The following is a 24,148-nucleotide window of genomic DNA, read 5'->3' as shown; positions in this document are numbered from 1 at the left end:
CTTTCTTTTTTTATAACAGTTAAAAATTAATTTATTAAAAATTTAATAATTGTGATTTAAATCACATATGTTGTGAAAAAAATCACTTATAATAAAGACATCAAAGATGATCATCCCAAAAACAAAAAACAAAATTGGATTATAAACAAGGAGTGGTAATTATGTTTAACAATTTCCTCAGAACAAATAAATTTGCAATGTGGTTCCTGACAGTCATTCGAATTTATCTTGGTATAGCATGGATGAAAGCAGGCTGGGGCAAAATTACAGGCGGATTTAATGCCGAAGGCTACCTCGCTGGAGCTATCGCTAAAAGTACTGGTGAGAATCCGACAGTACAGGGATGGTGGGGGGTATTCCTAGAAAATGTTGCACTTCCAGGCGTAGATGTCTTTAACATCCTCGTTCCTTATGGAGAGTTTCTAGTCGGTCTTGGTTTGATTCTAGGCACCTTCACTACTTTTGCAGCGCTGATGGGACTCGTAATGAACGCCGCGTTCCTTTTCTCGGGAACCGTAAGCACGAATGCGCAAATGCTTCTGCTTGAAGTACTGATCATCGTAGCCGCAGCTAATGCAGGCAAAATCGGATTAGACTACTATGTTCTCCCTTACCTTCGCGGGCTGTTCAACAAAGACAAAGCAGTAACCAAAACAGAAGCGCCTGCCGGAAAGCCACAATTGAAAGTTAACCATGGTGCATAAGCCACAAGTTGAAACACTACAATTCGTAAAAAAGGCTGTTCCTCTCGAGGAGCAGCCTTTTTATAATTCTTTGGACTCCCTATAGCAAATCATCAAAAATGGAACGCTCTTGCTTTGCCGGGTAAAAGCTCCCCCGCTCCCACACGAGCAGGAATAATTCCGGCGAGAAATGCCAAGGCGGACCCTCGTCCAACTTGCCGAATACTCGCTCGATCGATAGAATCTGGGATTCATGAGCCGTCAAAGCCTTCGCCTTCACCTCCTCATGCCCCCCTCCTTTGATCTCCAGCACCGCCGTTCCCATAGCTTGGGACTCCTGAATCCCCATCACGTTATAATAAAGCTTTTGAACGGAACTGCATGCCCCGCTGAAAACCGCCTGATTTACCGCATGATGAATGGCAATATGGTCAGGATGGCCTGATATGCCGTCAGCGGGAAAAGTAACGACCACTTCAGCTTGATGCTTATTGAGAAATTCGATAATACGGTCAGCAAGCACCTCCTGCTTCACTTCCTGAAGCCTACCGTCTCCCATCCTTAAGTGCTCAATCTCACTGATGCCCAAAATCTCTCCGGCCCTCTGCAATTCTTGTTCCCGGATTGCGGCCAGCTCTTCTCGTGTCATTGCACCAAGCCTGCCACTCTTCCCTGCTTCACCCTGCGTCGCGGTCAGCAAAACTACCTTCGTACCCTCATCCGAAATCTGCCGAATCAGAAAAGAGCAGCCAAACGTTTCATCATCTGGGTGTGCATAAATAAAGCCAACTGTTCGAGGCATAAGTATATCTCCTTTAATTATCCTGTAGATTTTCGTTACTATACTTACTATACTTTAATATTGACTAAGTAGTTAAAATTCACTACAATGCAGAAGAATCCAATATAGATAGGTGATCAAAATGAGCAAACCCGCATACCGCGTGTTACTATATTATAAATTTGTACACATCGAATCTCCAGAAACTTTTACTACCGAGCATTTGCAATATTGCAAACATCTCGGACTTAAGGGGCGCATTCTTATCGCGTCTGAAGGAATCAATGGAACCGTATCCGGAACGATAGAGCAAACGCAGAAATACATGGACCACCTGCGGGCCAATCCGTTGTTCCACGACATCGTATTTAAAATCGATGAAGTCGAAGGCCATGCCTTCAAAAAAATGTTCGTCCGCCACAAGAAAGAATTGGTCACTTTCCGCTATGAGCATGAGCTTGATCCGAATAAAATTAGTGGAAAACGGCTGTCACCGGTCGAATTCCATGAACAGCTGCAGCAGGACGACGTCATTATCATTGACGGCCGCAACGACTACGAATACGATATCGGCCATTTTCGCGGCGCCATTCGTCCCGAGGTCGAATCATTCCGGGAGTTCCCGGAATGGATCCGTGATAACTTAAGCCAATATAAGGATAAGAAAGTTTTAACTTATTGTACTGGAGGAATCCGCTGCGAGAAATTAACCGGCTTCCTGCTCAACGAAGGCTTCAAAGACGTAGCCCAGTTGGAAGGCGGAATCGTCACATATGGCCAGGATCCCGAAGTTCAGGGACGTCTATTCGATGGCAAATGTTATGTTTTTGACGAACGGATCTCCGTACCGATTAACCGAACCGACGAGGATATCGTTATCGCCAGCTGCTACCATTGCGGTGATACGAATGACCGTTATATCAACTGTCCTGTCTGCAATCTCCAATATGTTTGCTGTGAAACCTGCGAGGATGAGCATCACGGATTTTGCAGCAGCGAGTGTCAGGAAGCAGTCCTAGCTGTGAACAACAGCTAATGTCATTCTAGCAAGGAGTGTCATTATGAACCAACTAAATAAGCTGCCGACGAGAGAACGAATTCTGCACATGCTGAAAATGTCCGGTTCCCTCAGCGCCAAAGAAATTACGTCCGAATTGCAAATTACAGAAATGGCCGTAAGGCGTCATCTCAGCACAATGGAGCGAGACGGACTGATTGAGTCCAAATTGATTCGCCAGACGATGGGCAGGCCGACATCGGTATATGGGCTAACTGAATTGGCCGAAGGCCTTTTTCCAAAAAACTATCATACACTGACCCTTGATTTGCTTGGAGAACTGGAGAATGAGGTTGGCGAAGAAACGATCAGGCTTCTCTTCGAGAAACGCCGAGATAAGCTTAAACTGCAGTATGAGAGCAGCATGGAAGGAATCCCTTTTGCCGAGAAAGTAAAAAAGCTCGCGCAAATTCAAAACGAAAATGGCTATATGACGGAATTCGAGCAAAATGACGACGGTAATTATGTTCTAAAGGAGCATAACTGTCCGATTTCCCAAATCGCTAACCGCTATAACCAAGCTTGTGATTGCGAATTAAGCCTATTCAAGTCTTTATTGAATACAGAGGTCAAACGTACAGAATGCCTAGCCCAAGATGGGGAAAGATGCATTTATATCATTTCCAATCGTGAATAAGTCTTTTTACCAAGTTCTAGTCCATAATATTAAAAAACCTTCGGCCCGCTAATTTTAGCGCCGAAGGTTTTCTTTTGCCTGCTATAGGGTATAAATAAACAGGTAACACTAAGCTATATGTCTAAATCATCTAAACCGTCTGTATTGTCAAAAGCTCGAAGCTCCTCCTCGATGGTCTGCTTAATGAGCTGCACGCACTCTCCGGCCGTCTTGGCGAATACACGCTTGCCATTAACCATAGCATAAGGTCTTAACTTACAGAGCCCGCATAAGCTTAGACAATCCAAGCGAAGAACAGCTATTTCGGGATATTCCTCCTCCAGCTGTTCCAGCTCTAGCGAACTAAGCAAATTGCTATCGCATACTTCAACTACAACGATCCCCAAGCCCACGGTATTCACCCCAAATGTACGATGTCGTTACAGTTCAATTATTATGATGAACGCCCTACCGTTTGTCAATACTAACTACCCATTTAATATACTTAACATACATTTAAGTTGACTAAGTGTTCGGTAATATTTATAATAAGCATTGTGAGGATAAAAAATGGCATTACATATAATAGAGAGGATGATTTAAATTATGGCACACCAATTACCTGCTCTACCTTATCCAAATAACGCTCTAGAACCACATATTGACGAGCAAACGATGATGATTCACCATGATCGCCATCACAATACTTACGTAACGAACCTGAACGCTGCGTTAGAATCTGCTCCAGAACTTCAATCCAAGTCTGTGGAGGATCTGATCGCTGACCTGGATAGCGTTCCTGAGAGCATCCGCACAGCGGTTCGCAACAACGGCGGCGGCCATGCCAACCACTCCCTCTTCTGGGAAACGATTGGACCAAACGGCGGCGGGCAACCATCCGGAAAGCTTGCTGACGCCATCAACAACGAGCTTGGCGGCTTTGACAAGTTCAAAGAGGACTTTACAAAAGCAGCTACAACTCGTTTTGGAAGCGGCTGGGCATTCTTGGCGGTCGACAAAGACGGTAAACTGTCTGTTTACAGCTTGCCTAATCAGGATTCCCCAATTATGGAAGGTAAAACCCCTATTTTGGGTCTGGACGTTTGGGAGCATGCTTACTATTTAAAATACCAAAACAAGCGTCCTGACTACATTGCAGCATTCTTCAACGTTATCAATTGGTCTGAAGTTGAGAAGCGTTATGAAGCAGCTTTAAGCAAATAATAATTTCATCATTGAATAAACGGCCGTCTCTTTATAGAGACAGCCGTTTATTTTGCTTTACGCAATGTTACAATGACAGACTATTTTTACTTCTCCTCTGCCTTACGGCTCAATCTCCCTTCATTTGCACAGATGAGCGCACAAGTAGCGTTGGAGCTACACTCCAGCGAATAGCCTCCCGAGATGGTTCATTCAGGGACAGAAGCAGCGTCGCTGCAGCATCACACATCCTCTCTTTCTCTACACGCATCGTTGTCATATTCACGCCCGAGCTGCTGTCATACTGGAGATCATCATAACCCACAATGGATAACTCCTCAGGGACAGCGATGTTCCGTTCCTGCAGAAGTTCAGCCAAGATAAAGGCAATCCGGTCATTGCTGCAAAAAAAAGCACTAGGCAGCTCAGAAAGCCCGGACAGGAAAGACGTTATTTCCTCTGCCGTATAATCATAACCTGCCGATGATGTCAAGCAATTCTCTCCTCGAATCTTAAGCCCGCCGCTCTGCATTGCCTTCCAATAACCTAGCCAACGTTCCTCATGACTAGTCGTTAAGTTGACAGGGCCGATAAATCCAATGTCTTTATGTCCGCAGTCAATAAGATAAGACACAGCTTCATATGCGCCTTCCATATTCGCCGAAGTTACGACTGGGCAAGGCAGCTCCCGATAGTAAGAATCCATCATCACGAGCCGAACCTCCTGCTCCCAGACAACTCGCGCGTATTCAGGATGTGTAATTCCAAATAATATAATGCCTCGGTAAGAAATATCCGTAAACAAGCGCGGCAGTTGAAGGCGATGTTCGGATTCGCGGTCGATGGGAGCAATGACGGCATTGAAGCCTTTGCTTCGAATGCTTTTCTCTAGTCCCCAGATCATATCATGGAAAAATTGAAAATGATCGTTATCCTGATAACTCATAATTCGCTCGGGAACGAGCACAAGAATATTAGACTCGCCGCTCTCGCTGATCGCATAGGGCCCATACCCCATTTCCTTTGCCGTATGAATAATTCGGCTGCGCAATTCATCACTTACCCCTTTCTTGTTGGTAAGAGCAAGCGATACAGCATTTTTAGAAATTTCCAGCTTATCCGCGATATCCTGCATAGATACTCTCTTTCTCCGGGCCATTCTTTTCAATCCTCTCAAAACATGATAAACTTGACCTAAATATACTTTACATAATTTACTTTTGTCAAGTTTGTAAAGTAAAATAGATGCAACACAGGAGGTATTCGACTTGGAACTAAAATACGCGATAGGCATCGATATCGGCGGTACCAAGACAGCCATCGGGATCGTCGACTCGCTTGGAACAGTATGTGCTAAGACATCTCTGCCTACTGATCTATCGATTGACCCGCATCATATGGTAAGCCGCATGGCCGATGCAGCCAAGCAAATGCTTGCGGAGCAAAAGCTGAACGAAGCTCATTTAGCTGGCATCGGGGTGGGAGCACCCGGCCCACTGAATACGAAGACAGGTCATATCGTAAAGCCTCCAAATATGACAGCTTGGCATAATTTCCCCTTAATTGATTCCTTGAAAAGACATTTTGCGTCGCCGATTACGTTCGAGAATGATGCCACGGCTGCTGCCCTTGCAGAGAAATGGCAAGGGGCTGCTCAGGATACCGAGCATTTTATTTTCATTACGATCAGCACCGGGATCGGCGCGGGGATATTCTCTCACGGCAAACTGATTACCGGCTCGACAGGTAATGCCGGAGACGTCGGACACCTCGTTATCGATCCTTCTGCCGGAGACTGCGTTTGTGGCCAGCAAGGCTGTTGGGAATTTATCGCTTCGGGCACAGCAATCGCTAAGCGAGCCTCCCGCCTGCTAGGCAGGGATGTCACCTCCAAAGAAGTGTTCAAGCTGGCTGAGGAAGGGCATACTGACATGAGGAAGCTCGTCGATCAAGTATATCGCTATATCGGCATCGGCTGCGTTACGCTGATCAATACGTTCGATCCGGAGAAGTTGGTCATTGGGGGAGGTGTGTCACAAGTAGGCGAACCCCTGTTTAAGGCCGTACAGAACTATGTGCAAAATTGCGCGTTGAACCCATCCGGGCAGAGCACACCGATTGTGCCGGCGGCATTGAATCAGGATGCTGGTCTGATCGGGGCTGCAGCCCTAATCCATATGAAATATTAAAAAACACTGAAAGAGAAGAAAGGAAGTTACCCCTAATGAATCAACAGCCAATTTTTCTAAAGCCTGTATTTCAAGAGCGTATTTGGGGCGGAAGCAAGCTGGCCGAACTGTTCAACTATGAGATCCCCAATACGAAAACAGGAGAATGCTGGGCCGTCTCTGCGCACCCCAACGGACAAAGCGTTGTCAAGGATGGGCCTTACCAAGGCTTAACTCTAGGAGAGCTATGGTCCTCCCATCAGGAATTATTCCATTCCAAGTCACCAGTTTTTCCTTTGTTGACTAAAATTCTAGACGCATCTGACGATTTATCCGTACAAGTTCATCCGAATGATCAATATGCAGGTGAGCATGAGAACGGCGAATTAGGCAAGACCGAATGCTGGTATATTGTCGATGCAGAGCCTGGCGCAGAGATCATTTACGGTCATGAGGCCAATTCCAAGGAGCAGCTTGTCAAGTGGATAGAGGAAGGGAACTGGGAGGGATTACTGACCAAGGTTCCCGTGCAGGCTGGCGATTTCTTCTACGTACCTAGCGGCACAATTCATGCGCTGGGGAGAGGAATTGTTGTCCTTGAGACACAGCAGAGCTCCGATACAACATATCGTGTCTACGATTATGATCGTAAAGACAAGGATGGAAATACCCGCGAGCTTCATCTGGAAAAAGCGATTGAAGTCACGACAGTCCCCCAATCGTACAAACAGGAAACCTATGATACCTTTAGCCGAGAAGGAATAACGATAACTTCCTTTGTATCGAATGAGTTTTTTACCGTGCAAAAATGGGATGTCCATGGCGCTGCTAGCCTCGAGGCCAGCACAAAATACACGATATGCAGCGTGATTGAAGGCCAGGGTCAATTACTCCTTGGCGATCATCAATATGCGTTGAGCAAAGGGGATCATTTTATCCTTCCCGTCTCCTTTGGCCCATACGTGCTTAGTGGGACTATGACATTAATCATTTCCTCAGAATAACATAAAACATATTAAATTAGAGCTGCTATCGAGTACACGATACATCGATAAGCAGCTCTTTTATAATTCAGTACAGTTCAAGGTACTCGCCTTAATGCTGTAAATAGCGTTCACGAATCATCTTAAAGTGATGCTTCGCGTGACCTGCGATAATAAATGCCAGCGCTCTACAGGATATTAGTTCGTCGCACGCAGTACCTGTTCGCTGCCAGGCTTCATCATCTAACTGACGGATAAGAGCCAATGTAGCTCCCCTAACGGTCGAGAAGTCTTTCAGAAGCTGTAAGATCGACAAGCGATCAAAGTTAGCATAGCTAACAAACAACTCCTCGCTAAAGCCCGGAAGCGGCGTCTTATCCCCTCTGGCAATCCGCAGCAGACGATAGCTCATCACGCGCTCCGTATCTGTTACATGTCCGAGCACTTCCTTGAGGCTCCACTTTCCTGCGGCATACTTATAATTACCGGCTTCCTCTGAGAGCGTACCCAGTTTAAGCATAACTTCCTCTGGCTGAAGCTCCAGTATAGATAATAACTGACTCTCGGGCACATCACGAATATATTCCTCAAAATGCTGGGGATACTCCCCAATTAGTGGCTTAGACAATTTCATCACTCATCCCCCAAACATCGATCAATTAATCGTCCCACACGTCATTCATCAAAGACTTTATATAATCGCTTCGTTCCTTCGTTTGCTGAATATTCGTATTCCACTGACTCCCGTTCCATTCCACGACGTCGCCGGTCTTGGCGCTGACACTCACCAACCTGCGAGGCACGTCCCTCGTAACGCCATCCACTTCAATAATGCAATATTCACCTTCAAACCCTTCTATGATTCCAACCTTCATTACGCTCACCTCTCGGTCGTGATCCGGTATGTATGTCCGTCTGAAGCAATTTCCACAGTTCCATGTAGGTCATTGCGATATACCTCAATCCCCTGCTTGCTAAGCCGTTCCAATACAGTCGAAGTCGGATGTCCATAATTGTTATCACCGACCTGAATGACGCCGAATTGCGGCGCAACCTTCTTCAGGAAACTTAACGTAGAAGAAGACTTGGAGCCATGATGCCCGATCATCAGCACATCTGCCTGTAAATCTACTCCCGATTCCATCATATCCTTCTCACTCTCACGCTCAGCATCGCCAGTCAGCAAATAGGAGGTATTGCCGTATACCACTTTAACTACAGCGCTCATATTGTTCTTGCTGTCCGAGACATTAACAGGGCCAACCATCGTCACCTTGATCTCGTCATCCCAATCGAGGACAAGGCCTGCCTTTGCCGTCTTGACCTTAAGTCCCTTATTTTTAATTGACAATAGCAAAGATTCGAAGGTTTTCGTATTTGCTTGAATTTTGGGCATATAAATTTCACCAACATCGATATGGTCAATCACTCGATCCAAACCGCCAATATGATCTGCATCTGGATGTGTCCCTATCACAATATCCAGACGGTTGACACCGTACTGCTTCAAATAATCAAGCATAGCCTGCTCCTGATCATTATTCCCGGCATCGATAAGCATTGTCTTTCCGGAAGGACTGATTAGCAATTGAGACGCACCTTGACCCACATCAAGAAAAATGACGCGTAAGCGATCCGAGTCTATCGTGGATCTACGGTCAAAATTCGCCGAATGATCCAGCTCCCATTCCAAGGAACAGCCAGATAACACCAGCAGCATAGCCAACAAACCCGCAATAATTGCACTAAACTTAAAACTTGAATAACGTTTCTTCATTGAATTATCATTGTCCTTTTCTAGTTGCTCTAACCTTGCGCTTTGACAACGAACAAATTAGAACATTTGTTCTTCTTATTATATTCGATGCTCTAACCAGAATCAACCATTAGCTTTTCAATCATTTACAAAAAGGGATTTTGGCCTTGGCCCACAATCTACTGAAGGTGGCGGGCATCCGCCTCACTGCTTTCCTGGAAAAGCGACAGAATAAAAAAAAGTTGGGCGGAGAACATTAGGTTTTTCCGCTCAACTTTTTATTTTGGGGACTTATTGGACGCCCCTATTTTTACTTGGAGTAATGTTTGGGATGAATGATGAATACTTTATTTTACCGTTACGGATATTGTTACAGTTTTTCCACCTAACTTACCTTTGATCGATGTCCTGCCTTTGCCTACCGCCTCAATTTTTCCGGCTGTTACCTTGGCTACAGATGGCTTTGAGCTTGTCCATTCCGCGCTTCCAGTTACAACGGATGTCACACCCGTATCATATGTGGCCTTTACGACAACTGACTTGCTAGCTCCAGGGGCTAACGTAAGCTTCTTCTCGTCAACTGTCAGCTTGGTCAGTTTAGGCACAACCTTGACATTGACAGTTGCATTATGACCTTGGTAGGAACCAGTCAAAGTAGCGGAGCCTTCCCCAACGGCCTTAACCGATGTAGAACTGATTGTCGCAACATTTGTATTGGAAGATTGCCAGTTCATTTTGGAAGATAGGGTTACTTTCTGTCCGTTCGAATAGTACCCCGTCACTTTAATCGCCTTGGATCTCTTTAGGTTAAGCTCAATGTTCACCGGCTCGACAACAATCTTCGTAATTTTTTGTTCTACTGTAATCGGGATACTGATCGTCTTGTTCGAATACGTTCCTTTTAAAGTTGCCGATCCTTTAATCAAGCCTTTGATCGTTTTACCGTTAGCGGAGTCTTTGATAACCGCATTGCTATTGGAAATCGTCCATGTTATCTCACTGGAGATATCTGCTTCTTCATTTCCGTTCTCCCACACAACGGCTACTTTAGGGAACGGGCTTTCTTCGCCGACTACAAGGTTCAGCCTTTCCTCTTCGCTGATAAGAGCGAGTACCCTTTCTTTTACAGTAACCTCTACTTCGACCGAACTGCTGCGAACCGCGAGTGCAGAACCGGCTGTAACTTTGGATTCAGGCAATTTTGCGATGATCTTGGTCGTCCCCGTATCCTTCGCTACAATTTTGCCGTCCTCAATTTTCACGATGTCCTCATTGTTCGAAGTCCAAACAACTTCCTTGCTGAAATCAGTTTCTTCGTCATCCAGCTTGGTGGCTTTTACCTTGGGTACACTTAGCGATTCATCCTTGAACAATTCCAGCTCCGTTTTATCGGCTTCGAGCTTGGTAATCGTCGGTTGAACTGTTACCTTGATGCTTTTGCTGATGCCCTGATAGTCTACTTTAACCATAGAAGTGCCTACAGCTTTAGGAGAGATTACTCCCTTTTCTACCGTAACAGCCAGGGGATTGGAAGACGTCCACTCAGCTGCTGCAGTTACATCATCCGTCGCATTGGCACTGCTTCTGACTTCAGCTTTGGCTTCCAAACGCTCACCGATGAACAGCGCTTGGTCGGATGACGGTTTAAGTACAATCACTTCATATGGAGTGCGCACATAAACGTCCACTTGACCTTTTGCTCCCAGATATTCAGCTGTAATCGTCGCTTTACCTACGGCAACAGCTTTGATCTTGCCTTCCTCAACTGTGGCAACGCCTTTATCGGAGGTCGACCATTCAGCTTTGCTGGTTACGTCCAGCGTTGAATGATCGCTCGCTTGAATAGAGTTAGCCTTGAGTTCAATCTCATGATCACCGACAACCAGCTCAATGTCCTCAGCTAGCTCATCGTTATTCGCATACACAAGTTTTAGTTCGGAGTATGGAGATGTGACAGTGGCCTCGAAAGAAGCCGTCAAACCGGCATACTTAGCTGTAATTGTCGCTTTACCTTCTCCAACAAGCGTGATCTTACCTTTCTCGATCGTTAGCACGGACGTATTAGAGGAGGTCCACTGGGTATCCTGAGTTACGTCGGCCAACGAACCGTTCGTGTTCTCGATGGTTGCCTTAGCTTGAACATTAAGGTCCGCCTCGTCAGCTCCAAGCTTATATTTCCCCTTCAGTGCATACTCTAGAGTCAAATCCTTGTATGTATCCACTGCTTTGACGGCAATCGTATCTACCGCGGAATTGTTGTAGACAGCCGTAATTGTAGCGGTCCCGCTCTTCAGCGGCGTTAGGAGCCCGTTATCTACTTTAATAGTATCAGGCTGATCCGATGACCAGCTAACGGCGCGAGTAATGTCCTTCTTGACCGAAGAACCCTCCACCGTCGCCCATACCTTCAATTGCTTTGTTCCTTTGCCTACCGTAAGTTCTAGCGTTGCCCCGGAGCCTTCAATATCAATTGATAAGACATCGCCGGAGGCAGCAAAGACGCTAGTCGGGAATACAGCGGCAATGAGCAGCACCATAGTGAGGAGCCACTTCGTCATTTTCCTGTTCGGAATCATCCATTTCTCTCCTTTGTTGTCACTTATTACCGGGGTAAAGACCCAGCTCTACTGAGTTTATATCGTCATTTAGGCTTAATTTCGTAACCTTTTTCATAAAAAATAATTCGTTTGTCCTACTTTTTCGTCATTTCATGGGAATTGATTGCTTCCCAATGGATCGGGCGCTTACCTTGAGCTTCAAGAAATACGTTCGTCCTTGAAAAGGGACGGCTACCAAAAAAACCCCGTCTTGCCGCCAACGGGCTTGGATGAGCCGATTCGATAATAAGATGGCGCTTCGTATTAATTTGAGCTCCTTTTTTCTGAGCATGATTCCCCCACAGAATAAACACTACGGGCTCTTCTCTCTCGTTAAGCGCCTCAATAACCGCATCCGTGAACTTCTCCCATCCTTTGCCCTGGTGTGAGCCGGGAAGCCCTTCACGAACGGTCAGCACCGTATTCAACAGCAGCACGCCTTCTTCAGCCCAGGCCGTCAGAGTCCCTTCCGGGGGTATGGAGATCCCCAAATCACTGGATAGCTCTTTATAGATATTTCGCAGCGATGGGGGTATTTTCACACCCGGCAGCACAGAGAAACTTAATCCATGCGCCTGCCCTGCACCATGATAGGGGTCCTGTCCGAGTATTACTACTCTTGTATCGTTGTAGCTCGTCAGCTTTAATGCCTGAAATAAGTATGATCGAGGCGGAAAAATGGTATGTACCCTATACTCTTCATTCAGCCAATTCATCAGCTCATGGAAATACGGCTTGCCTATCTCGGCAGCAAGTACCTGATCCCAATCGTTGCCGAATATCTCTTCACTCATGATGATTCCCCTTTTCATAATTCAAACGAAGTATTTATTGCTTCAAGGTAATCCATCTGTATAAGAACTGCCGCTCGCTTTCAAGAGAGCTTAATCTTGCCATGATCTTACCATGAAAAAACGCCTCCGCCGCATATAACGGTGAGACGTTTGTTTTCATAGTTCTGTCGTCAAAAATTAGCTGTCGCAAAGCACCGCAGGACCTGCGCGATCTCAACGCACATTTAACGTTGAAATGACCATTTTGTTTCTCGTAATGCCGAGGACCGGGATCGAACCGGTACGGTAGTCACCTACCGCAGGATTTTAAGTCCTGTGCGTCTGCCAATTCCGCCACCCCGGCACATAAATTAGTGCCTTCTTAAATGTCTTCAAAATTAAAATCAAAAAATCCTGCATTGATGATTATAACACGATCTTGTACAGAGTTGCAAGTCCTTTTAACAAAAAACTGACACCGCTTAGGATATAGTCATCTGCCGTTTTTTTTGATAGGGTATTGGTAAGGTATCCCTTCCCTCCTCCTTACATCAAGCCGAAATCTCAGGACACACTACATCGTATCATCCATTTCGACTGGAGGTTAATTTGATGGAAATTACATCTGACCATTACCAAGTTGCCCTGCTGAATGAAGAGGAAACGGCAGTATCGATCATCAAAGAAGCCGAGGCGGCTATTACAAGGGCGACCGGGAACGAGGTTACCTTAATCGCTTACGAAAAATCAGAAAAAGAATGACCATTCGACTTAGAGGAGAGAGCTTCAATGAACAACATGCCGAAAATATTGATCTTTGCCGGAGCAGCCCTCATCATCGTGGGCTTGCTCTGGTCTTTTCTGGGCAGATTCATCCACCTTGGACGTCTCCCAGGGGATATTGTTATCGATAAGGGTAACGTCAAATTTTATTTTCCAATCGTAACCTGTATTTTAATTAGTGTAATTCTGTCATTGATCAGCTATATTGTCCGGTGGTTTATGAAATAGTGAAGGAGGAACAAATGTGACCTCCATTTGCCGTATAAAAACGCTAATCTCAATTACTTTTTCTCGGAAATAACAAGAATAAGCGTCGCAATCGGCCCAAGTAATAAAGAAAGCAAGAACCAGTTCAATCCACTTCTGTTCTTCCCTTGCGCGAGACCGGCATTAATTAAGGCCAACGTTCCCCATCCCACATAGAATTCATTCTTCAAGACCCCCACCCCCAGGTTATTATTCAGAATCAACATGTTTACACACCCTGCAACCTAAAATTGCCAACGGACTTGATGTTCGATACAATCATTAATAAACATTACGTCAACTGCTAGGAGACCCTATTATTATGAGCAAAAAAATTGTAGCCATCGATATGGACGACACGATCTGTCATTTAATACCTAAAGCACTCTATTATCATAATACGCAATATCCAAACCTTCAACTTATGATGGAGCAGGTTACCAGCTTCGACCTCAGCAGTATTTGGCATCCGGAATGCACAGAGGAAGCTTTCTTTGGCAGACCTGGCCTTTATGAAGAGCTAGATATCTTTGATGAATATACAATTGAAGAAATTCGTAAAATGACAACGAAATATGATGTTATTGTTATCACGGCAGCTCGCCCCGCTTCAGTCCCGGAGAAATGGAATTGGATGCAGAAGCATCTTCCCTTTATCCCCTATGAGAACTTTTTTGTCGCGAAACGCAAGTACTTGGTTGGCTTTGACCTTCTGATCGATGACGGTCCGCATAATATAATCGCTGCTAGTGAAGCTGGCAAAAAAACGATCCTGATCCCCCGCCCTTGGAACGCGCACATCCAGCATGAATATCAACTCAAGGATTCCTGGCAAGGGATGAGCGACTTAGTCGATCAAATGTTGACACCTACAAAGGGATGATTATTCAACATGGACGAGGCAGCTCCTTCCAAATCCATACTGCCGCAACGCATCAGGATATCTTTCTACTCCCTTTTTTCATTTTAAAGCAAAATAACTGAAATTAGGTATCGCTCTTTTCGACATAACCAATTTACAGCTAATGTATAACATTGTTTCTGCTCCGCTGTCATTAGACAGCGGCCTTTTCAAATTTATATTGAAACAAACTCCTGCTCTTAACGTATTTATAGTAAGGCGTTGACTCGAATAACATTTTTTGTATTGCTTTTATTCAATATTCCCGCTTTACTGGAGCTGTTCTTTCCAGCATTCAGTAGGTACATCAAGTAAGGGGGGATGGAGTTTAATATTTAATGATTAAAATATTTGCAGATCAATAATAATCAATAATAATCAATAATAGGGAGAGATGATTCGATGTCCTTTGCCATTTCACTTATATTAATAGGGCTACTTACTATTGGGATTGGCATATTCTCTTTTCTTAGACCAACCTTCGGATGGCGAATGAGCGAAGGATGGAAAGTAAAAGGTGAGTCCGAACCAAGCGACATGTATATCGACTCTGTAAAACTTAGTGGGGTCGTTGCTATTATGCTTGGCTCAATTTTTTTGATTGGCGGCATTCTTAATTTACTTTGAAGAGGCAAGCCACTGATCATGAAACCATAGCTTGTGCACCATGCCTATCGATATGAAGTAATATCAAAATTGCCGCGCTATCGCCAACGATCCTTCGTGCTGACGACAGCGACAAGGCGGTATGAACTAAGCGGCCCCCGGTACGATCGGCATGCCTCCTTTATTTCTGTCTAATACCAAATTTAATGATGTTGATTTTTCGCTCCCCACTCACATAACCCTTCCAAAATAGGCAGCAGTGTTTTCGCTTTATCTGTAAGACGGTACTCGACTTTTGGTGGGATTTGAGGATACTCTTTCCGTTCGACCATCCCATCTCCCTCCAATTCTTTAAGTTGTGAACTCAGCATTTTATAAGTAATGGCCCCAATTTGTCTCTTCAGGTCGTTAAAACGAATCGGTTCGTTTTCTGCCAGGAGGTAAATAATCACCATCTTCCACTTCCCGCCAATGATTGATAACGTATATCCGAACGGAGTATCTTGTATATTTTTAACCTTACCTTTGTAATCCGCCATTCCCATGTTTACACTATCCTTTCCGATAGTATCTATCTATAAAGTGCGTACTATTTTTTTTGCTATCTCCATTTTATACTAATCGTACCTTGAGCTAAAGGAGTGTAAAAATAAAATGGCTAAAACTTATAATCACGGTGTTGCCTGGGAAGAAAACAGCGGCATTTCCCAAGGTTATTCCGTCAACGGCACGATCTACATTTCCGGGCAATTTTCCCATGATATGCAGAGCACGTTCATCGGCGAAGGGGATATCGAGGCGCAAACCAGGCAGACGCTGGAAAACCTTGATCGGGTGCTAGCAGGATTTGGTGCTACGAAGTCTAATCTCGCTTATGTTGAGATTTATCTGACAAATGTGAAAGAACATTTTGAGCCTTGTATTCAACTATTTAAAGACTATATGGGGCAACATCGGCCTGCCGGGAGTCTTATTGGTGTCACATCTCTTGCGTTCCCTGAGCAACTGATCGAAATCAGTGCCGTCGCTCACAAGGACTGATTATAATGATGCCGTTTATTGCCCCTATTGAGCAAATCTACCATCTACCAATCCTGTAAACAGCAAAAAACCCTTGCATAGCAAGGGTTTTGCTTTCGTATGGGCCCTGAGGGACTTGAACCCCCGACCAGTCGGTTATGAGCCGACCGCTCTAACCAACTGAGCTAAGGGCCCGGGAACGGGGTGACTATTAATTGCGGGGGCAGGATTTGAACCTGCGACCTTCGGGTTATGAGCCCGACGAGCTACCGTGCTGCTCCACCCCGCGTCAATAAATAGCGACAACTAATAATATACACGATAACCATACATGACGTCAAGCTTTTACATCAAAAATTATGGAATAAAGCGAACACCGTATTTTCCTTTACGCGAACGAAATATTTCTACCTCCCTCATTTCCTCAAATCCGTAAATCCAACCGTCCTGAACAAGCCTTTTCGCCAAGCAGCCTGCCTGGAATTTCGTTCTGTAAAGCTTGTTGAAATACACCCATTTCATCTGATGTTCCTGCCCTTCATGTATTTTGTCGATGAACATGTTGTTGATCACCTTCATACGACGTCATCATAGCTATAGAATACCCAACATCGAGTAAAAAAAAATCCCGCCGGCTTAAAATCCAGCGAGATTTTATTATTAGTTCATTTGATATACCGAGCCATCCTCGTTAAAATGCGCGTTCGGATTTTTCTTAAGCTCCAGCAGCATTTTATTTCCCTTCTCTTCCCAATCCTTAAGTGCTTCTTCCGGCGTCTTCTTATTCTCAAGCACTTCCTGGAAATGCGGTCGGCCTGAATGAGGTATGTTATTCAGTCCTGGTATCTCACGCTTGAGCTTTTCTTCCGCGGCACTGTCGGGCGGAATAGGCTTTAACTGGTAAAATGCTTCGATGTTATAGGACAATCCTGCCTTCGGCGTAATATGCGATTTACGGGACACCATCTCGTACGAGTTACTGCGGGATCTCAGCTTGGCGAAATCCTCTCCGTTCACGAATTTAATATAATCCCAAGCAACCTCGGCGTTCGGCGCTGTGCTGTTAATGGAGAATGTATTCCCCACCCAAATATTCCCACCAATACCCGGATTTTCTGGATGAACCGGCATTGTAACGATATCCCAATCTACAGGGTTAAAATTTTTGATCTTATCCGCATTGTTGTTCGCTTCCGTGATCTCATTTATGTAGTAGCTTTCACCGAGCATCATGGCAAGCTTGCCCGACAGGAACAAATCCCCGCTAATCGGGCTGTAATTCTCCTCAGAATAATACTCATCCATGTTCATATTCATCGAACTCGGGATGATTTTATCTTTCGCGAGCTTGCTGATCGTTTCCCATACCTTCTGCCATTGCGGCGAATTTACAGTCATTCTTTCTGCCTTCTCGTCGTGCACTCTCAGCTGCAATGTGGATACATAGCTATACTGCATATCCCAATAAGGCTCGCTGCCTAGATAGCGATTGAAGGAGAAGCCATATACCCGATCCTTTCCTTCCCCTTTGGAGACCAGGCGGGCTTTTTCAAACACTTCATCCCATGTCATGCCATCCGTTGGCGGCTCAATACCTGCATCTGCGAATATTTTCTTATTATAATACAGTGCGGACGAGCTAAAGGTCGGAGACAGTCCATATAATTTATTGTCTCCGCCGATATCCTTGATCGAATCGATGACCGCAGGGACAAAATCGGAAGTATCGAATTTATCCTCCTGAATCATGGGATCGAGCGGCTTAAGCAAATTCTCCTCGGCCAGCCGTTTCAAGGTATTTGTATCTGCAATGACGATATCCACCGGATTGCTGCTCGTCATCAATTTCTTCATACCCTCATAATAGTCCGGCTCGACATACTGTTCATTGCTGTAATCTCTGTAACGGTATTCGGATGAATCAACCGCTGGCACGATTTCGATGCGTACATTATTGTTGAACTCGTATATATCTGTATATTGCTGCCGGAACCAGGAATCATCATTCGAGCCATGCAGCATGCCGATACGCAGTACCTTCTCTTCTTTGCTGTCCTTTCCCTTATCCGTGCTGCTGCAGCCGGCTAACAAGCCTACGGTTAAGCTAGCAGCCAAGGCAAAGGTTAGTACCTTCCTAACTTTCCCTTTCCCACCATACCTGCTGTTCATTTGTCATCCCCCTCTAATGGTTTAGGTGCTGTAATCACAATTTTCTCTCCATCGAATTCCATACTGGCTCGGCCTCCGATTCCAACAGCCTCTAAATACTCTTTTGGAACCTGAAGGCGGCCAACTCGGTCTACCACAACGAATGCTTCATGAACCTCCTGAAGCCCCCCTTGATCGCTCCCGGCCACACCGTCAGCCTGATCCAAATTCGGATTGCGCTTCAAAAACTCCGTACTTGTTAAGCCGTCCCGTATGGCCACGACTCGGTCTACCTTACCTGCCAATTCCAGATCATGTGTAACAATAACAATAGTGATGCCAAGTTCCCTGTTTACTTCCCGAAAAATTCGCATAATCTGGTCTGAAGTTGCTGTATCGACCGAGCCTGTCGGCTCATCCGCGAGCAGCATCTTCGGTCGATTGGAGAGGGAGATCGCAATCGCAACACGCTGCTGCTCTCCCCCGGACAACTGGTGCAGCTTGTTATGCATCCGATCTTTCAGACCGACCCACTCCAGCAATTGCTTCGCGTAGTCGCGATCCAGCTTGCCGGAAAGAAGCATCGGCATTTCCACGTTCTCCAGCGCCGTCAAATACGGGAGCAGGTTACGGGCGTTGTTCTGCCATACAAACCCGACCGTATTGCGCTTGTACTCAACCAATTGCTCATCCTGGATTTTTAGCAAATCCCAGCCGCCGACGCTCACCTGACCAGCCGAAGGCCGATCAAGACCACCGAGAATATTCAGCAGCGTAGACTTACCGCTGCCGCTATTCCCGATGATTGCCATCATTTCTCCTTGCTCCACAGTTAAATTCAACCCTTGAAGAGCAACAACTTCAATGTCCTCGGTTTTAAAGATTTTAACGAGTCCCTCGCAATGAATCATCGCCATCTTACCGCTCCTCCCCCATCTTGACCGCTTGATGCACACGCAGTCTTCGAATTTGCCAGAACAGCAACCCGGCGCCTAGGGCCAGCATTACAAATACGACAATATACAGCTGGAACGTATCCTTGGAATCGAAGATAATCCTGAACGGCGGCACCTGAGTCGTTACGTTTTCTGCAGTTTGCAGGAACGGCAAGTACAGCTTACCAACGATTTTACCGATAGCAATACCAAGCACTATAGACAAGCCAGCAGTCAATATTTGTTCAGCCAACAGCATAAACGTCAACTGCTTACGTGACAATCCCATCGCTCGCAAAATACCGAATTGAACGACTCGGCCTGATAAATTAAAGAACCAATACAGCACGTATCCAATCAAAGACACAATGACAGAGACCAGGAATCCGAGACTAAGAATCCCGAAAACACCGCCGCGGGTAGGGTGTTTGCTCTGAACAGCCAATACGCTGCGAACATCCTCCACAGAGTAAAGTTCAATTTCTTTCTCCTTCAACTTCTCTATCAGTGGAGCTACCTTAGCCCCTTCCTCCATCTTAAGCCATACCTGATAAGGAATAAGCGGGAGCTGGTCATTAATATAGTCCAAATTCGCAATAATAAAAGGCTTATCATCCGGATACTGGCTCGGCCAATAGGGAACAATACCATATACGGCCAATTCAAGAGCGCCGTCCGTTAAAGATACAGAGAAAATGTCACCCTGCTTCAATTTGTGCTTCTCGGCAAAATTAGACGGAATGATCGCAGCGGCTTCATTCATTCCGAGCAGGTTCAAGTACTGGTTGGGGTGCGCAGGAAACAAGTCATTTCGGAACCATGCTACCTCGGCAAAATCGATATTATCGATCCCCATCAAGGTACCCTGTCCTGCTGAGCGGCCTGAAACGATAATATTCCCTTTCGTTTGCAGCACCCGTGCCGCATGCTTTACCCCGTCAAGTTCTCGAAAAGCTTGGAACGGCGGCTCCTCATTGTATACGATCTTCGCTGGCGGCGTATTGCCGCCTTGACCGCCGCCTCCACCTCCAGGACCGCCAGCGCCAGGATTTCCTCCCTGCTGCCCGCCGCCTTGGCCGCTTCCCTGTCCCTGAGTTGGTGGCTTCGTTGTTTTTTCAGGCGTTCCCGTCCACACAGCCTGCATAATGACATCCGCGCCGTATTTATAAAGCGTCCGCTCCGTTGAGTTCACGTCGATCGTCCGGGCAGCCGAAGCATTGTAAACCCCGAGCCCTAGCGTCAGTACGAGTAAAATCATCAACGGATAATATGATGTCGACGAACGCGACAGCTGTGTCAAGCTTAAATAATAAGGAACTGGCAGCCACTTTTTTCCGAGCCAGCCAATCAGCTTCAGCAGCCAAGGGAAAACGCGCAGAAAGAACAATCCCATGGAGAAAATAGCTATTGCAGGCACAAAGAACAGAAATGGCTGAACCTGCAACTCATCCGTAGTCATCCCTGTTTGGAACGTAATCATTTGACGATCCAGGAACAAGTAATAACCGTAGCCAGCTATACCAAGCAGGGCAATGTCCACAAAATATCGCTGCCAGCCTGGTTTCCGGTCAGAGCGGGCCTGCTTTTGCTTGGCATTAACAATGGAGGATCGCGCATATGAAATGGCCGGAATTAGCGTGGCCAATATCGCAATAACTACCGCCGCTCCGCCCAAAGCAATCGCATCCATATTAAAGCCGACCGGAATCGATTTCCGGTTCACGAAGGCAAGGAAGCCGTCCGCCGCGCCAATACTCTTCGACATAAACCATCCGATCATCGGCCCGATGATCATCGCTGCCAGCCCAAGCAGCAGCCCTTCAAGCAGATATATGAATATGATTTGTTTAGTAGAAGCTCCCCGGCTTCGCAGGACCGCAATATCGCTCTGCTGTTTGTCCAGCGATTGGCGCGCATTCATCACGATATAATAAAAAACCATAGCAATCATCGGTGCGGCCAAAGTGAACAGCAGCGTTTGCATCTGCAAGCTTTGTTTGCGAAAATCGCCCAGGAGGCTACCGAAGGAGATATCTACCTTCGTATCCTTCAGCTTCTGGTACAACTCCACGTTCAGACGATCCAGCGTGCTCTGAAGAGGAGACAACTGACTTGTTTTGATCTCCCGGAGATCAAACGCGTAGTACCATCCTGAGTTATGAAGCGGTACAGAAAGCGTTTGGAGCAACCCCTCATTAAATGCTTTCTCACTGACATAAAACTGATTCATCATAACTTCAAAGCCCTGATACCAATAGGCATCATTCTCCTGCAGAGCCTGAAAAGTACCTACGATCTTCACTTTAAGGGTCAGATCCGATTTGCCGATCACCGGATATTCCATCACTGCACCTACATGCAAATCTTGGCGGAACATCGCTTCTTCCAGCATCAGCGCTTCAATAACCCCGTCTTCAACTTTATCCGAGTATGCAGTTCCGTTCGTGATGGAAATATGATCTGTAAGGCCGCTCATGGAGACGATCGACATCGGTCTTTTACGGCTGGCGTCCACCTTGGTCGGATCCTGCGGATATACTTCAGATGTCCTTATTGAGCGTGTATTGACGTAAGCTTGCTGCGGGAACCCGATTTCCTCGGGAACCTCGTTTACGATATACGAGTGAACGCTCTCCAGCCCGGTAAAATCCGTCTTCGCCCCGCCTGCCGCCTGATAACTCATCAGTAGTGAACCTGCGGGCAAGCCTTTACTTTCTTCCTTTAAGGAGTTCGAAACAACTCGCTTCAACGCGCCGTCCGAATACATCGGAATACTCACCGTGAAAGAGACGGCGACGACAAGTCCCAGTAACGTACTAAGCGTCAGCCATTTCGTGTTCCACATTTTGCGGAACAGCAAGCGTATCAGAGGAACCCCCATTAGCGACCCACTACTTTCTGCCCCGGCTCTAGTCCTTGAAGAATCTGAACATCGGTAGATGTCTGAATCCCCACTTCCACGTCGGCTTCACGTTTCGTTCCATCCGGCTCGACCACCTGCACGTACGTACGTGAACCAACAGTCCGCAATGCCGAAATCGGAATTAACACTGCATCCTCAATGCGCTGAGTAACGATTCTCACGGTCAGTATCGTTCCTCGTCCCAAATCTTCAGGCCATTTCTCTAAATCAACAATCAGGTATTTATCAATAGAATCCTTCTCGGGTGCGTTGCCGTTTTGCCCGCCAGAATTGTTACTGTTACTCCCTCCGCTGCTATCGACAGCTGAAGGCATTACCTTGACTTTGCCGTTAAACTTGCCAAACGTGTTAATATCTACTTCCGCCTTCATCCCAACTGCAAGTTTCTCCAAATCCTCCTTGCTGAAGCTGGCTCCAACGACAAGCGCAGAAGTATCTGAGATCACGCCCAAAGACTCATAGGCCTTGATCGTAGCACCCTTCTCCGCCTTCAATGATACGATAGTGCCGGCAAATGGCGCTCTCAAAGTACCGTCGGCTATCTGCTGCTCGAGATCGACCAGTTCCTGCCGCGCTTCCTCAAATACAATTGCGGCTTCCTCGAACTCATATTCCTCTTTCTCATCCTTCGTACGGAGCGCCTCTTTCATCGCGATTTCCTGCTTACGGAAATCCAGACGCTTTTTGCGAAGCTGCCTTTGCAAATCTTCAACGTCGAGCTCGATCAGAATATCGCCGGCAGCAACTTTATCCCCTGCCTTCACCCGAACGTTCTTAATATGCGTTGCACCCTTATCGTTGGAAAAATACAGCGGCTCCTCCCGCTGGCTAAGTATTTTCCCCGTAGCCTTCACATCCAGCTCGATCGGTTCCTTGCGCACCTCGTATTCCGGTTTCTTCGAAATCGTAGGTGGGGTAATGATCAGCAAATCCTCTTCTTCCTCTTCATTCGGCAGCAATCCGCAACCGGATGCGCCAATGAGAACGATACATAAGGACACCAGACTTAACGTCCGAATCCATGTCTTCCTATTCGATAAATTTTCCATCCACCATTTCATAAACATGGTCTGCTACCTCCAGGATTGTAGGATCATGAGTAGTCATACAAATCGTCACTTGTTCCGTATGTATGATATTTTTGAATACAGCCATCACCTGCGCGCCCATCTGAGAATCCAAGTTCGCCGTAGGCTCATCGGCTAATAGCAGCTTAGGGCGATGTGCAATCGCTTTGGCAATCGCTACGCGCTGCTGCTCTCCTCCGGACATTTCGAATGGGCGATGAAACATTCTTTTTCCAAGTCCAACCAGTTCAAGACACTGCGTTACACGCTCCTTCCATTGGCTGGAAGGCACGCCTGCCATACGCAGCGACAGCTCTACATTCTCCCATGCCGATAAGAGCGGCAGTAAGGCGTAGGCCTGAAAGATGAATCCGATCTGATCACGGCGCAGAATCGTACGCTTGTCATCGCTAAGCTGATGCAGCGGTTGCCCGCAAAACAGAATTTCTCCTTTCGAGGGCTGATCCAGTCCGCCCAGCATGTTAAGCAGCGTCGTTTTCCCGGAGCCGGATCTTCCCTTAAGCATCACAAGCTGGCCAGACCGAACCTCCATGTTGATGCCCTTTAGCACATGAAGCTCAGTCCCGCCTACCGGAAACATCCGGTGAACCTCCCTTACAGACAAAATAGTTTCCGAAGAATCGACGGATTTTTCAATATCCCCGGGTTCCGTTGTCGACACATTTGTGGCGGCAATTTCTTCCTGACCAGGTTCCGCCTCGTCAAGCTGATCATGATGATCCTCTTGCGGCGGTTCATATGAGATTGCGCTGACATCATCGGATTGTTCTGATTTTACAGTTTTGCGAAACCATCGCATCATTGTCTATCGTTCTCCTATACTTCCTATTTTTACGCCTCTATCAATTCCATCACGTCTAGCATTATAAACGAAATATCAT

General features: G+C 46.2%; 27 protein-coding genes and 3 tRNA genes. 11 read left to right on the top strand and 19 right to left on the bottom strand.

The annotated features are described in order from the left end of the window. The first annotated feature begins 161 nt into the window (after positions 1-161). Positions 162-704 (top strand): DoxX family protein, encoded by a 543-nt coding sequence (locus EIM92_RS12875; RefSeq protein ID WP_125082981.1) that lies wholly within the window; start codon positions 162-164, stop codon positions 702-704. Between the two features lie 79 nt (positions 705-783). Here the strand turns inward: EIM92_RS12875 and EIM92_RS12870 are convergent, their stop codons facing one another. Next, positions 784-1,485 (bottom strand): PIG-L deacetylase family protein, encoded by a 702-nt coding sequence (locus EIM92_RS12870; protein WP_125082980.1) that lies wholly within the window; start codon positions 1,483-1,485, stop codon positions 784-786. A gap of 121 nt (positions 1,486-1,606) precedes the next feature. Here EIM92_RS12870 and trhO point away from each other — a divergent pair, with 121 nt between their 5' ends. Both trhO and EIM92_RS12860 read left to right on the top strand, forming a co-directional pair. Continuing rightward, on the top strand, positions 1,607-2,500 hold the full coding sequence (gene trhO, locus EIM92_RS12865) for an oxygen-dependent tRNA uridine(34) hydroxylase TrhO (RefSeq protein WP_125082979.1): 894 nt from the start codon (positions 1,607-1,609) through the stop codon (positions 2,498-2,500). A gap of 25 nt (positions 2,501-2,525) precedes the next feature. Beyond that, on the top strand, positions 2,526-3,158 hold the full coding sequence (locus EIM92_RS12860; RefSeq protein WP_125082978.1) for a helix-turn-helix transcriptional regulator: 633 nt from the start codon (positions 2,526-2,528) through the stop codon (positions 3,156-3,158). A 113-nt stretch (positions 3,159-3,271) separates the two neighbouring features. On the opposite strand, the gene EIM92_RS12855 is transcribed toward EIM92_RS12860, so the two are convergent. Next, entirely contained in the window at positions 3,272-3,550 is a 279-nt protein-coding gene (locus EIM92_RS12855; protein WP_246020959.1) for a YuzB family protein, read from the bottom strand. 193 nt (positions 3,551-3,743) lie between these two features. Here EIM92_RS12855 and EIM92_RS12850 point away from each other — a divergent pair, with 193 nt between their 5' ends. Next, positions 3,744-4,361, top strand: coding sequence for a superoxide dismutase (locus tag EIM92_RS12850; protein WP_125082977.1), 618 nt, complete (start codon positions 3,744-3,746; stop codon positions 4,359-4,361). 109 nt (positions 4,362-4,470) lie between these two features. Here the strand turns inward: EIM92_RS12850 and EIM92_RS12845 are convergent, their stop codons facing one another. Continuing rightward, positions 4,471-5,499, bottom strand: coding sequence for a LacI family DNA-binding transcriptional regulator (locus tag EIM92_RS12845; protein WP_125082976.1), 1,029 nt, complete (start codon positions 5,497-5,499; stop codon positions 4,471-4,473). 109 nt (positions 5,500-5,608) lie between these two features. Between EIM92_RS12845 and EIM92_RS12840 the strand changes: the two genes are divergently transcribed. Beyond that, entirely contained in the window at positions 5,609-6,529 is a 921-nt protein-coding gene (locus tag EIM92_RS12840; protein WP_125082975.1) for an ROK family protein, read from the top strand. A 35-nt stretch (positions 6,530-6,564) separates the two neighbouring features. Further along, positions 6,565-7,512 (top strand): mannose-6-phosphate isomerase, class I, encoded by a 948-nt coding sequence (gene manA / locus EIM92_RS12835; protein WP_125082974.1) that lies wholly within the window; start codon positions 6,565-6,567, stop codon positions 7,510-7,512. 91 nt (positions 7,513-7,603) lie between these two features. Here the strand turns inward: manA and EIM92_RS12830 are convergent, their stop codons facing one another. The 6 genes from EIM92_RS12830 to EIM92_RS12805 all read right to left on the bottom strand — a co-directional run bounded on the left by EIM92_RS12830 (position 7,604) and on the right by EIM92_RS12805 (position 12,981). Next, positions 7,604-8,125: a DinB family protein gene (locus tag EIM92_RS12830; RefSeq protein ID WP_125082973.1), complete on the bottom strand. Its 522-nt coding sequence runs from the start codon at positions 8,123-8,125 to the stop codon at positions 7,604-7,606. A gap of 25 nt (positions 8,126-8,150) precedes the next feature. Continuing rightward, entirely contained in the window at positions 8,151-8,366 is a 216-nt protein-coding gene (locus EIM92_RS12825; RefSeq protein WP_125082972.1) for a DUF3006 domain-containing protein, read from the bottom strand. Between the two features lie 5 nt (positions 8,367-8,371). Continuing rightward, complete coding sequence (locus EIM92_RS12820) at positions 8,372-9,268, bottom strand: ComEC/Rec2 family competence protein (RefSeq protein ID WP_125082971.1); 897 nt, start codon at positions 9,266-9,268, stop codon at positions 8,372-8,374. 326 nt (positions 9,269-9,594) lie between these two features. Further along, entirely contained in the window at positions 9,595-11,823 is a 2,229-nt protein-coding gene (locus tag EIM92_RS12815) for an Ig-like domain-containing protein (RefSeq protein WP_125082970.1), read from the bottom strand. Between the two features lie 116 nt (positions 11,824-11,939). Continuing rightward, the gene (locus tag EIM92_RS12810) at positions 11,940-12,626 is read right to left on the bottom strand and encodes a uracil-DNA glycosylase (RefSeq protein ID WP_125085164.1); all 687 of its coding nucleotides are present in this window, start codon (positions 12,624-12,626) and stop codon (positions 11,940-11,942) included. Between the two features lie 269 nt (positions 12,627-12,895). Next, a tRNA-Leu gene (locus EIM92_RS12805) sits at positions 12,896-12,981 on the bottom strand. Positions 12,982-13,229: 248 nt separating this feature from the next. Between EIM92_RS12805 and EIM92_RS23705 the strand changes: the two genes are divergently transcribed. After that, the gene (locus tag EIM92_RS23705) at positions 13,230-13,379 is read left to right on the top strand and encodes a hypothetical protein (RefSeq protein ID WP_164515095.1); all 150 of its coding nucleotides are present in this window, start codon (positions 13,230-13,232) and stop codon (positions 13,377-13,379) included. A gap of 27 nt (positions 13,380-13,406) precedes the next feature. Beyond that, positions 13,407-13,628 carry a DUF2905 domain-containing protein gene (locus tag EIM92_RS12800; RefSeq protein ID WP_125082969.1) on the top strand — a complete coding sequence of 74 codons (222 nt, stop codon included), beginning with the start codon at positions 13,407-13,409 and terminating at the stop codon, positions 13,626-13,628. 53 nt (positions 13,629-13,681) lie between these two features. Here EIM92_RS12800 and EIM92_RS23700 read toward each other — a convergent pair whose 3' ends face one another. Further along, positions 13,682-13,837 (bottom strand): hypothetical protein, encoded by a 156-nt coding sequence (locus tag EIM92_RS23700; protein WP_164515094.1) that lies wholly within the window; start codon positions 13,835-13,837, stop codon positions 13,682-13,684. A gap of 131 nt (positions 13,838-13,968) precedes the next feature. Here EIM92_RS23700 and EIM92_RS12795 point away from each other — a divergent pair, with 131 nt between their 5' ends. Next, the gene (locus EIM92_RS12795) at positions 13,969-14,529 is read left to right on the top strand and encodes a 5' nucleotidase, NT5C type (protein WP_125082968.1); all 561 of its coding nucleotides are present in this window, start codon (positions 13,969-13,971) and stop codon (positions 14,527-14,529) included. 420 nt (positions 14,530-14,949) lie between these two features. After that, entirely contained in the window at positions 14,950-15,174 is a 225-nt protein-coding gene (locus tag EIM92_RS12790) for a DUF6199 family natural product biosynthesis protein (RefSeq protein ID WP_125082967.1), read from the top strand. A gap of 182 nt (positions 15,175-15,356) precedes the next feature. Here the strand turns inward: EIM92_RS12790 and EIM92_RS12785 are convergent, their stop codons facing one another. Beyond that, the gene (locus EIM92_RS12785; RefSeq protein WP_125082966.1) at positions 15,357-15,698 is read right to left on the bottom strand and encodes a winged helix-turn-helix transcriptional regulator; all 342 of its coding nucleotides are present in this window, start codon (positions 15,696-15,698) and stop codon (positions 15,357-15,359) included. Positions 15,699-15,807: 109 nt separating this feature from the next. Here EIM92_RS12785 and EIM92_RS12780 point away from each other — a divergent pair, with 109 nt between their 5' ends. Then, the gene (locus EIM92_RS12780) at positions 15,808-16,194 is read left to right on the top strand and encodes a RidA family protein (protein ID WP_125082965.1); all 387 of its coding nucleotides are present in this window, start codon (positions 15,808-15,810) and stop codon (positions 16,192-16,194) included. Positions 16,195-16,294: 100 nt separating this feature from the next. Here EIM92_RS12780 and EIM92_RS12775 read toward each other — a convergent pair. The 8 genes from EIM92_RS12775 to EIM92_RS12740 form a co-directional block, all read right to left on the bottom strand. Further along, a tRNA-Ile gene (locus tag EIM92_RS12775) sits at positions 16,295-16,368 on the bottom strand. A gap of 20 nt (positions 16,369-16,388) precedes the next feature. After that, positions 16,389-16,462, bottom strand: a tRNA-Met gene (locus EIM92_RS12770). 68 nt (positions 16,463-16,530) lie between these two features. Continuing rightward, entirely contained in the window at positions 16,531-16,734 is a 204-nt protein-coding gene (locus EIM92_RS12765) for a hypothetical protein (protein WP_125082964.1), read from the bottom strand. 99 nt (positions 16,735-16,833) lie between these two features. After that, positions 16,834-18,342: an ABC transporter substrate-binding protein gene (locus EIM92_RS12760; protein WP_125082963.1), complete on the bottom strand. Its 1,509-nt coding sequence runs from the start codon at positions 18,340-18,342 to the stop codon at positions 16,834-16,836. Beyond that, a complete protein-coding gene (locus EIM92_RS12755) occupies positions 18,339-19,232 on the bottom strand; it encodes an ABC transporter ATP-binding protein (protein ID WP_125085163.1) in 894 nt (297 codons plus the stop codon). The genes EIM92_RS12760 and EIM92_RS12755 overlap by 4 nt, the downstream gene beginning before the upstream one ends. Positions 19,233-19,239: 7 nt before the next feature. After that, positions 19,240-22,137: an ABC transporter permease gene (locus tag EIM92_RS12750; protein WP_125082962.1), complete on the bottom strand. Its 2,898-nt coding sequence runs from the start codon at positions 22,135-22,137 to the stop codon at positions 19,240-19,242. Further along, positions 22,137-23,246, bottom strand: a complete 1,110-nt coding sequence (locus EIM92_RS12745) for an efflux RND transporter periplasmic adaptor subunit (RefSeq protein WP_125082961.1) — start codon at positions 23,244-23,246, stop codon at positions 22,137-22,139. Before EIM92_RS12745 ends, EIM92_RS12750 begins: the two co-directional genes overlap by 1 nt. Continuing rightward, positions 23,209-24,069, bottom strand: coding sequence for an ABC transporter ATP-binding protein (locus EIM92_RS12740; protein WP_125082960.1), 861 nt, complete (start codon positions 24,067-24,069; stop codon positions 23,209-23,211). Before EIM92_RS12740 ends, EIM92_RS12745 begins: the two co-directional genes overlap by 38 nt. Positions 24,070-24,148 lie beyond the last annotated feature (79 nt).

The sequence above is a fragment of the Paenibacillus lentus genome, assembly GCF_003931855.1.
Classification (GTDB): Bacteria; Bacillota; Bacilli; order Paenibacillales; family Paenibacillaceae; genus Fontibacillus; species Fontibacillus lentus.
The sequence above is the reverse complement of the archived record's forward strand: the minus strand, read 5'-3'. Positions and strand labels throughout refer to the sequence as shown.

Excerpts from the sequence above, each read along its gene's own strand:
- EIM92_RS12875 (WP_125082981.1), top strand. The coding sequence starts at position 162 with ATGTTTAACAATTTCCTCAGAACAAATAAATTTGCAATGTGGTTCCTG.
- EIM92_RS12870 (WP_125082980.1), bottom strand. The coding sequence starts at position 1,485 with ATGCCTCGAACAGTTGGCTTTATTTATGCACACCCAGATGATGAAACG.
- trhO (WP_125082979.1), top strand. The coding sequence starts at position 1,607 with ATGAGCAAACCCGCATACCGCGTGTTACTATATTATAAATTTGTACAC.
- EIM92_RS12860 (WP_125082978.1), top strand. The coding sequence starts at position 2,526 with ATGAACCAACTAAATAAGCTGCCGACGAGAGAACGAATTCTGCACATG.
- EIM92_RS12850 (WP_125082977.1), top strand. The coding sequence starts at position 3,744 with ATGGCACACCAATTACCTGCTCTACCTTATCCAAATAACGCTCTAGAA.
- EIM92_RS12845 (WP_125082976.1), bottom strand. The coding sequence starts at position 5,499 with ATGGCCCGGAGAAAGAGAGTATCTATGCAGGATATCGCGGATAAGCTG.
- manA (WP_125082974.1), top strand. The coding sequence starts at position 6,565 with ATGAATCAACAGCCAATTTTTCTAAAGCCTGTATTTCAAGAGCGTATT.
- EIM92_RS12830 (WP_125082973.1), bottom strand. The coding sequence starts at position 8,125 with ATGAAATTGTCTAAGCCACTAATTGGGGAGTATCCCCAGCATTTTGAG.
- EIM92_RS12825 (WP_125082972.1), bottom strand. The coding sequence starts at position 8,366 with ATGAAGGTTGGAATCATAGAAGGGTTTGAAGGTGAATATTGCATTATT.
- EIM92_RS12820 (WP_125082971.1), bottom strand. The coding sequence starts at position 9,268 with ATGAAGAAACGTTATTCAAGTTTTAAGTTTAGTGCAATTATTGCGGGT.
- EIM92_RS12815 (WP_125082970.1), bottom strand. The coding sequence starts at position 11,823 with ATGATTCCGAACAGGAAAATGACGAAGTGGCTCCTCACTATGGTGCTG.
- EIM92_RS23705 (WP_164515095.1), top strand. The coding sequence starts at position 13,230 with ATGGAAATTACATCTGACCATTACCAAGTTGCCCTGCTGAATGAAGAG.
- EIM92_RS12800 (WP_125082969.1), top strand. The coding sequence starts at position 13,407 with ATGAACAACATGCCGAAAATATTGATCTTTGCCGGAGCAGCCCTCATC.
- EIM92_RS12795 (WP_125082968.1), top strand. The coding sequence starts at position 13,969 with ATGAGCAAAAAAATTGTAGCCATCGATATGGACGACACGATCTGTCAT.
- EIM92_RS12790 (WP_125082967.1), top strand. The coding sequence starts at position 14,950 with ATGTCCTTTGCCATTTCACTTATATTAATAGGGCTACTTACTATTGGG.
- EIM92_RS12785 (WP_125082966.1), bottom strand. The coding sequence starts at position 15,698 with ATGGGAATGGCGGATTACAAAGGTAAGGTTAAAAATATACAAGATACT.
- EIM92_RS12780 (WP_125082965.1), top strand. The coding sequence starts at position 15,808 with ATGGCTAAAACTTATAATCACGGTGTTGCCTGGGAAGAAAACAGCGGC.
- EIM92_RS12765 (WP_125082964.1), bottom strand. The coding sequence starts at position 16,734 with ATGTTCATCGACAAAATACATGAAGGGCAGGAACATCAGATGAAATGG.
- EIM92_RS12760 (WP_125082963.1), bottom strand. The coding sequence starts at position 18,342 with ATGAACAGCAGGTATGGTGGGAAAGGGAAAGTTAGGAAGGTACTAACC.
- EIM92_RS12755 (WP_125085163.1), bottom strand. The coding sequence starts at position 19,232 with ATGATTCATTGCGAGGGACTCGTTAAAATCTTTAAAACCGAGGACATT.
- EIM92_RS12750 (WP_125082962.1), bottom strand. The coding sequence starts at position 22,137 with ATGGGGGTTCCTCTGATACGCTTGCTGTTCCGCAAAATGTGGAACACG.
- EIM92_RS12745 (WP_125082961.1), bottom strand. The coding sequence starts at position 23,246 with ATGTTTATGAAATGGTGGATGGAAAATTTATCGAATAGGAAGACATGG.
- EIM92_RS12740 (WP_125082960.1), bottom strand. The coding sequence starts at position 24,069 with ATGATGCGATGGTTTCGCAAAACTGTAAAATCAGAACAATCCGATGAT.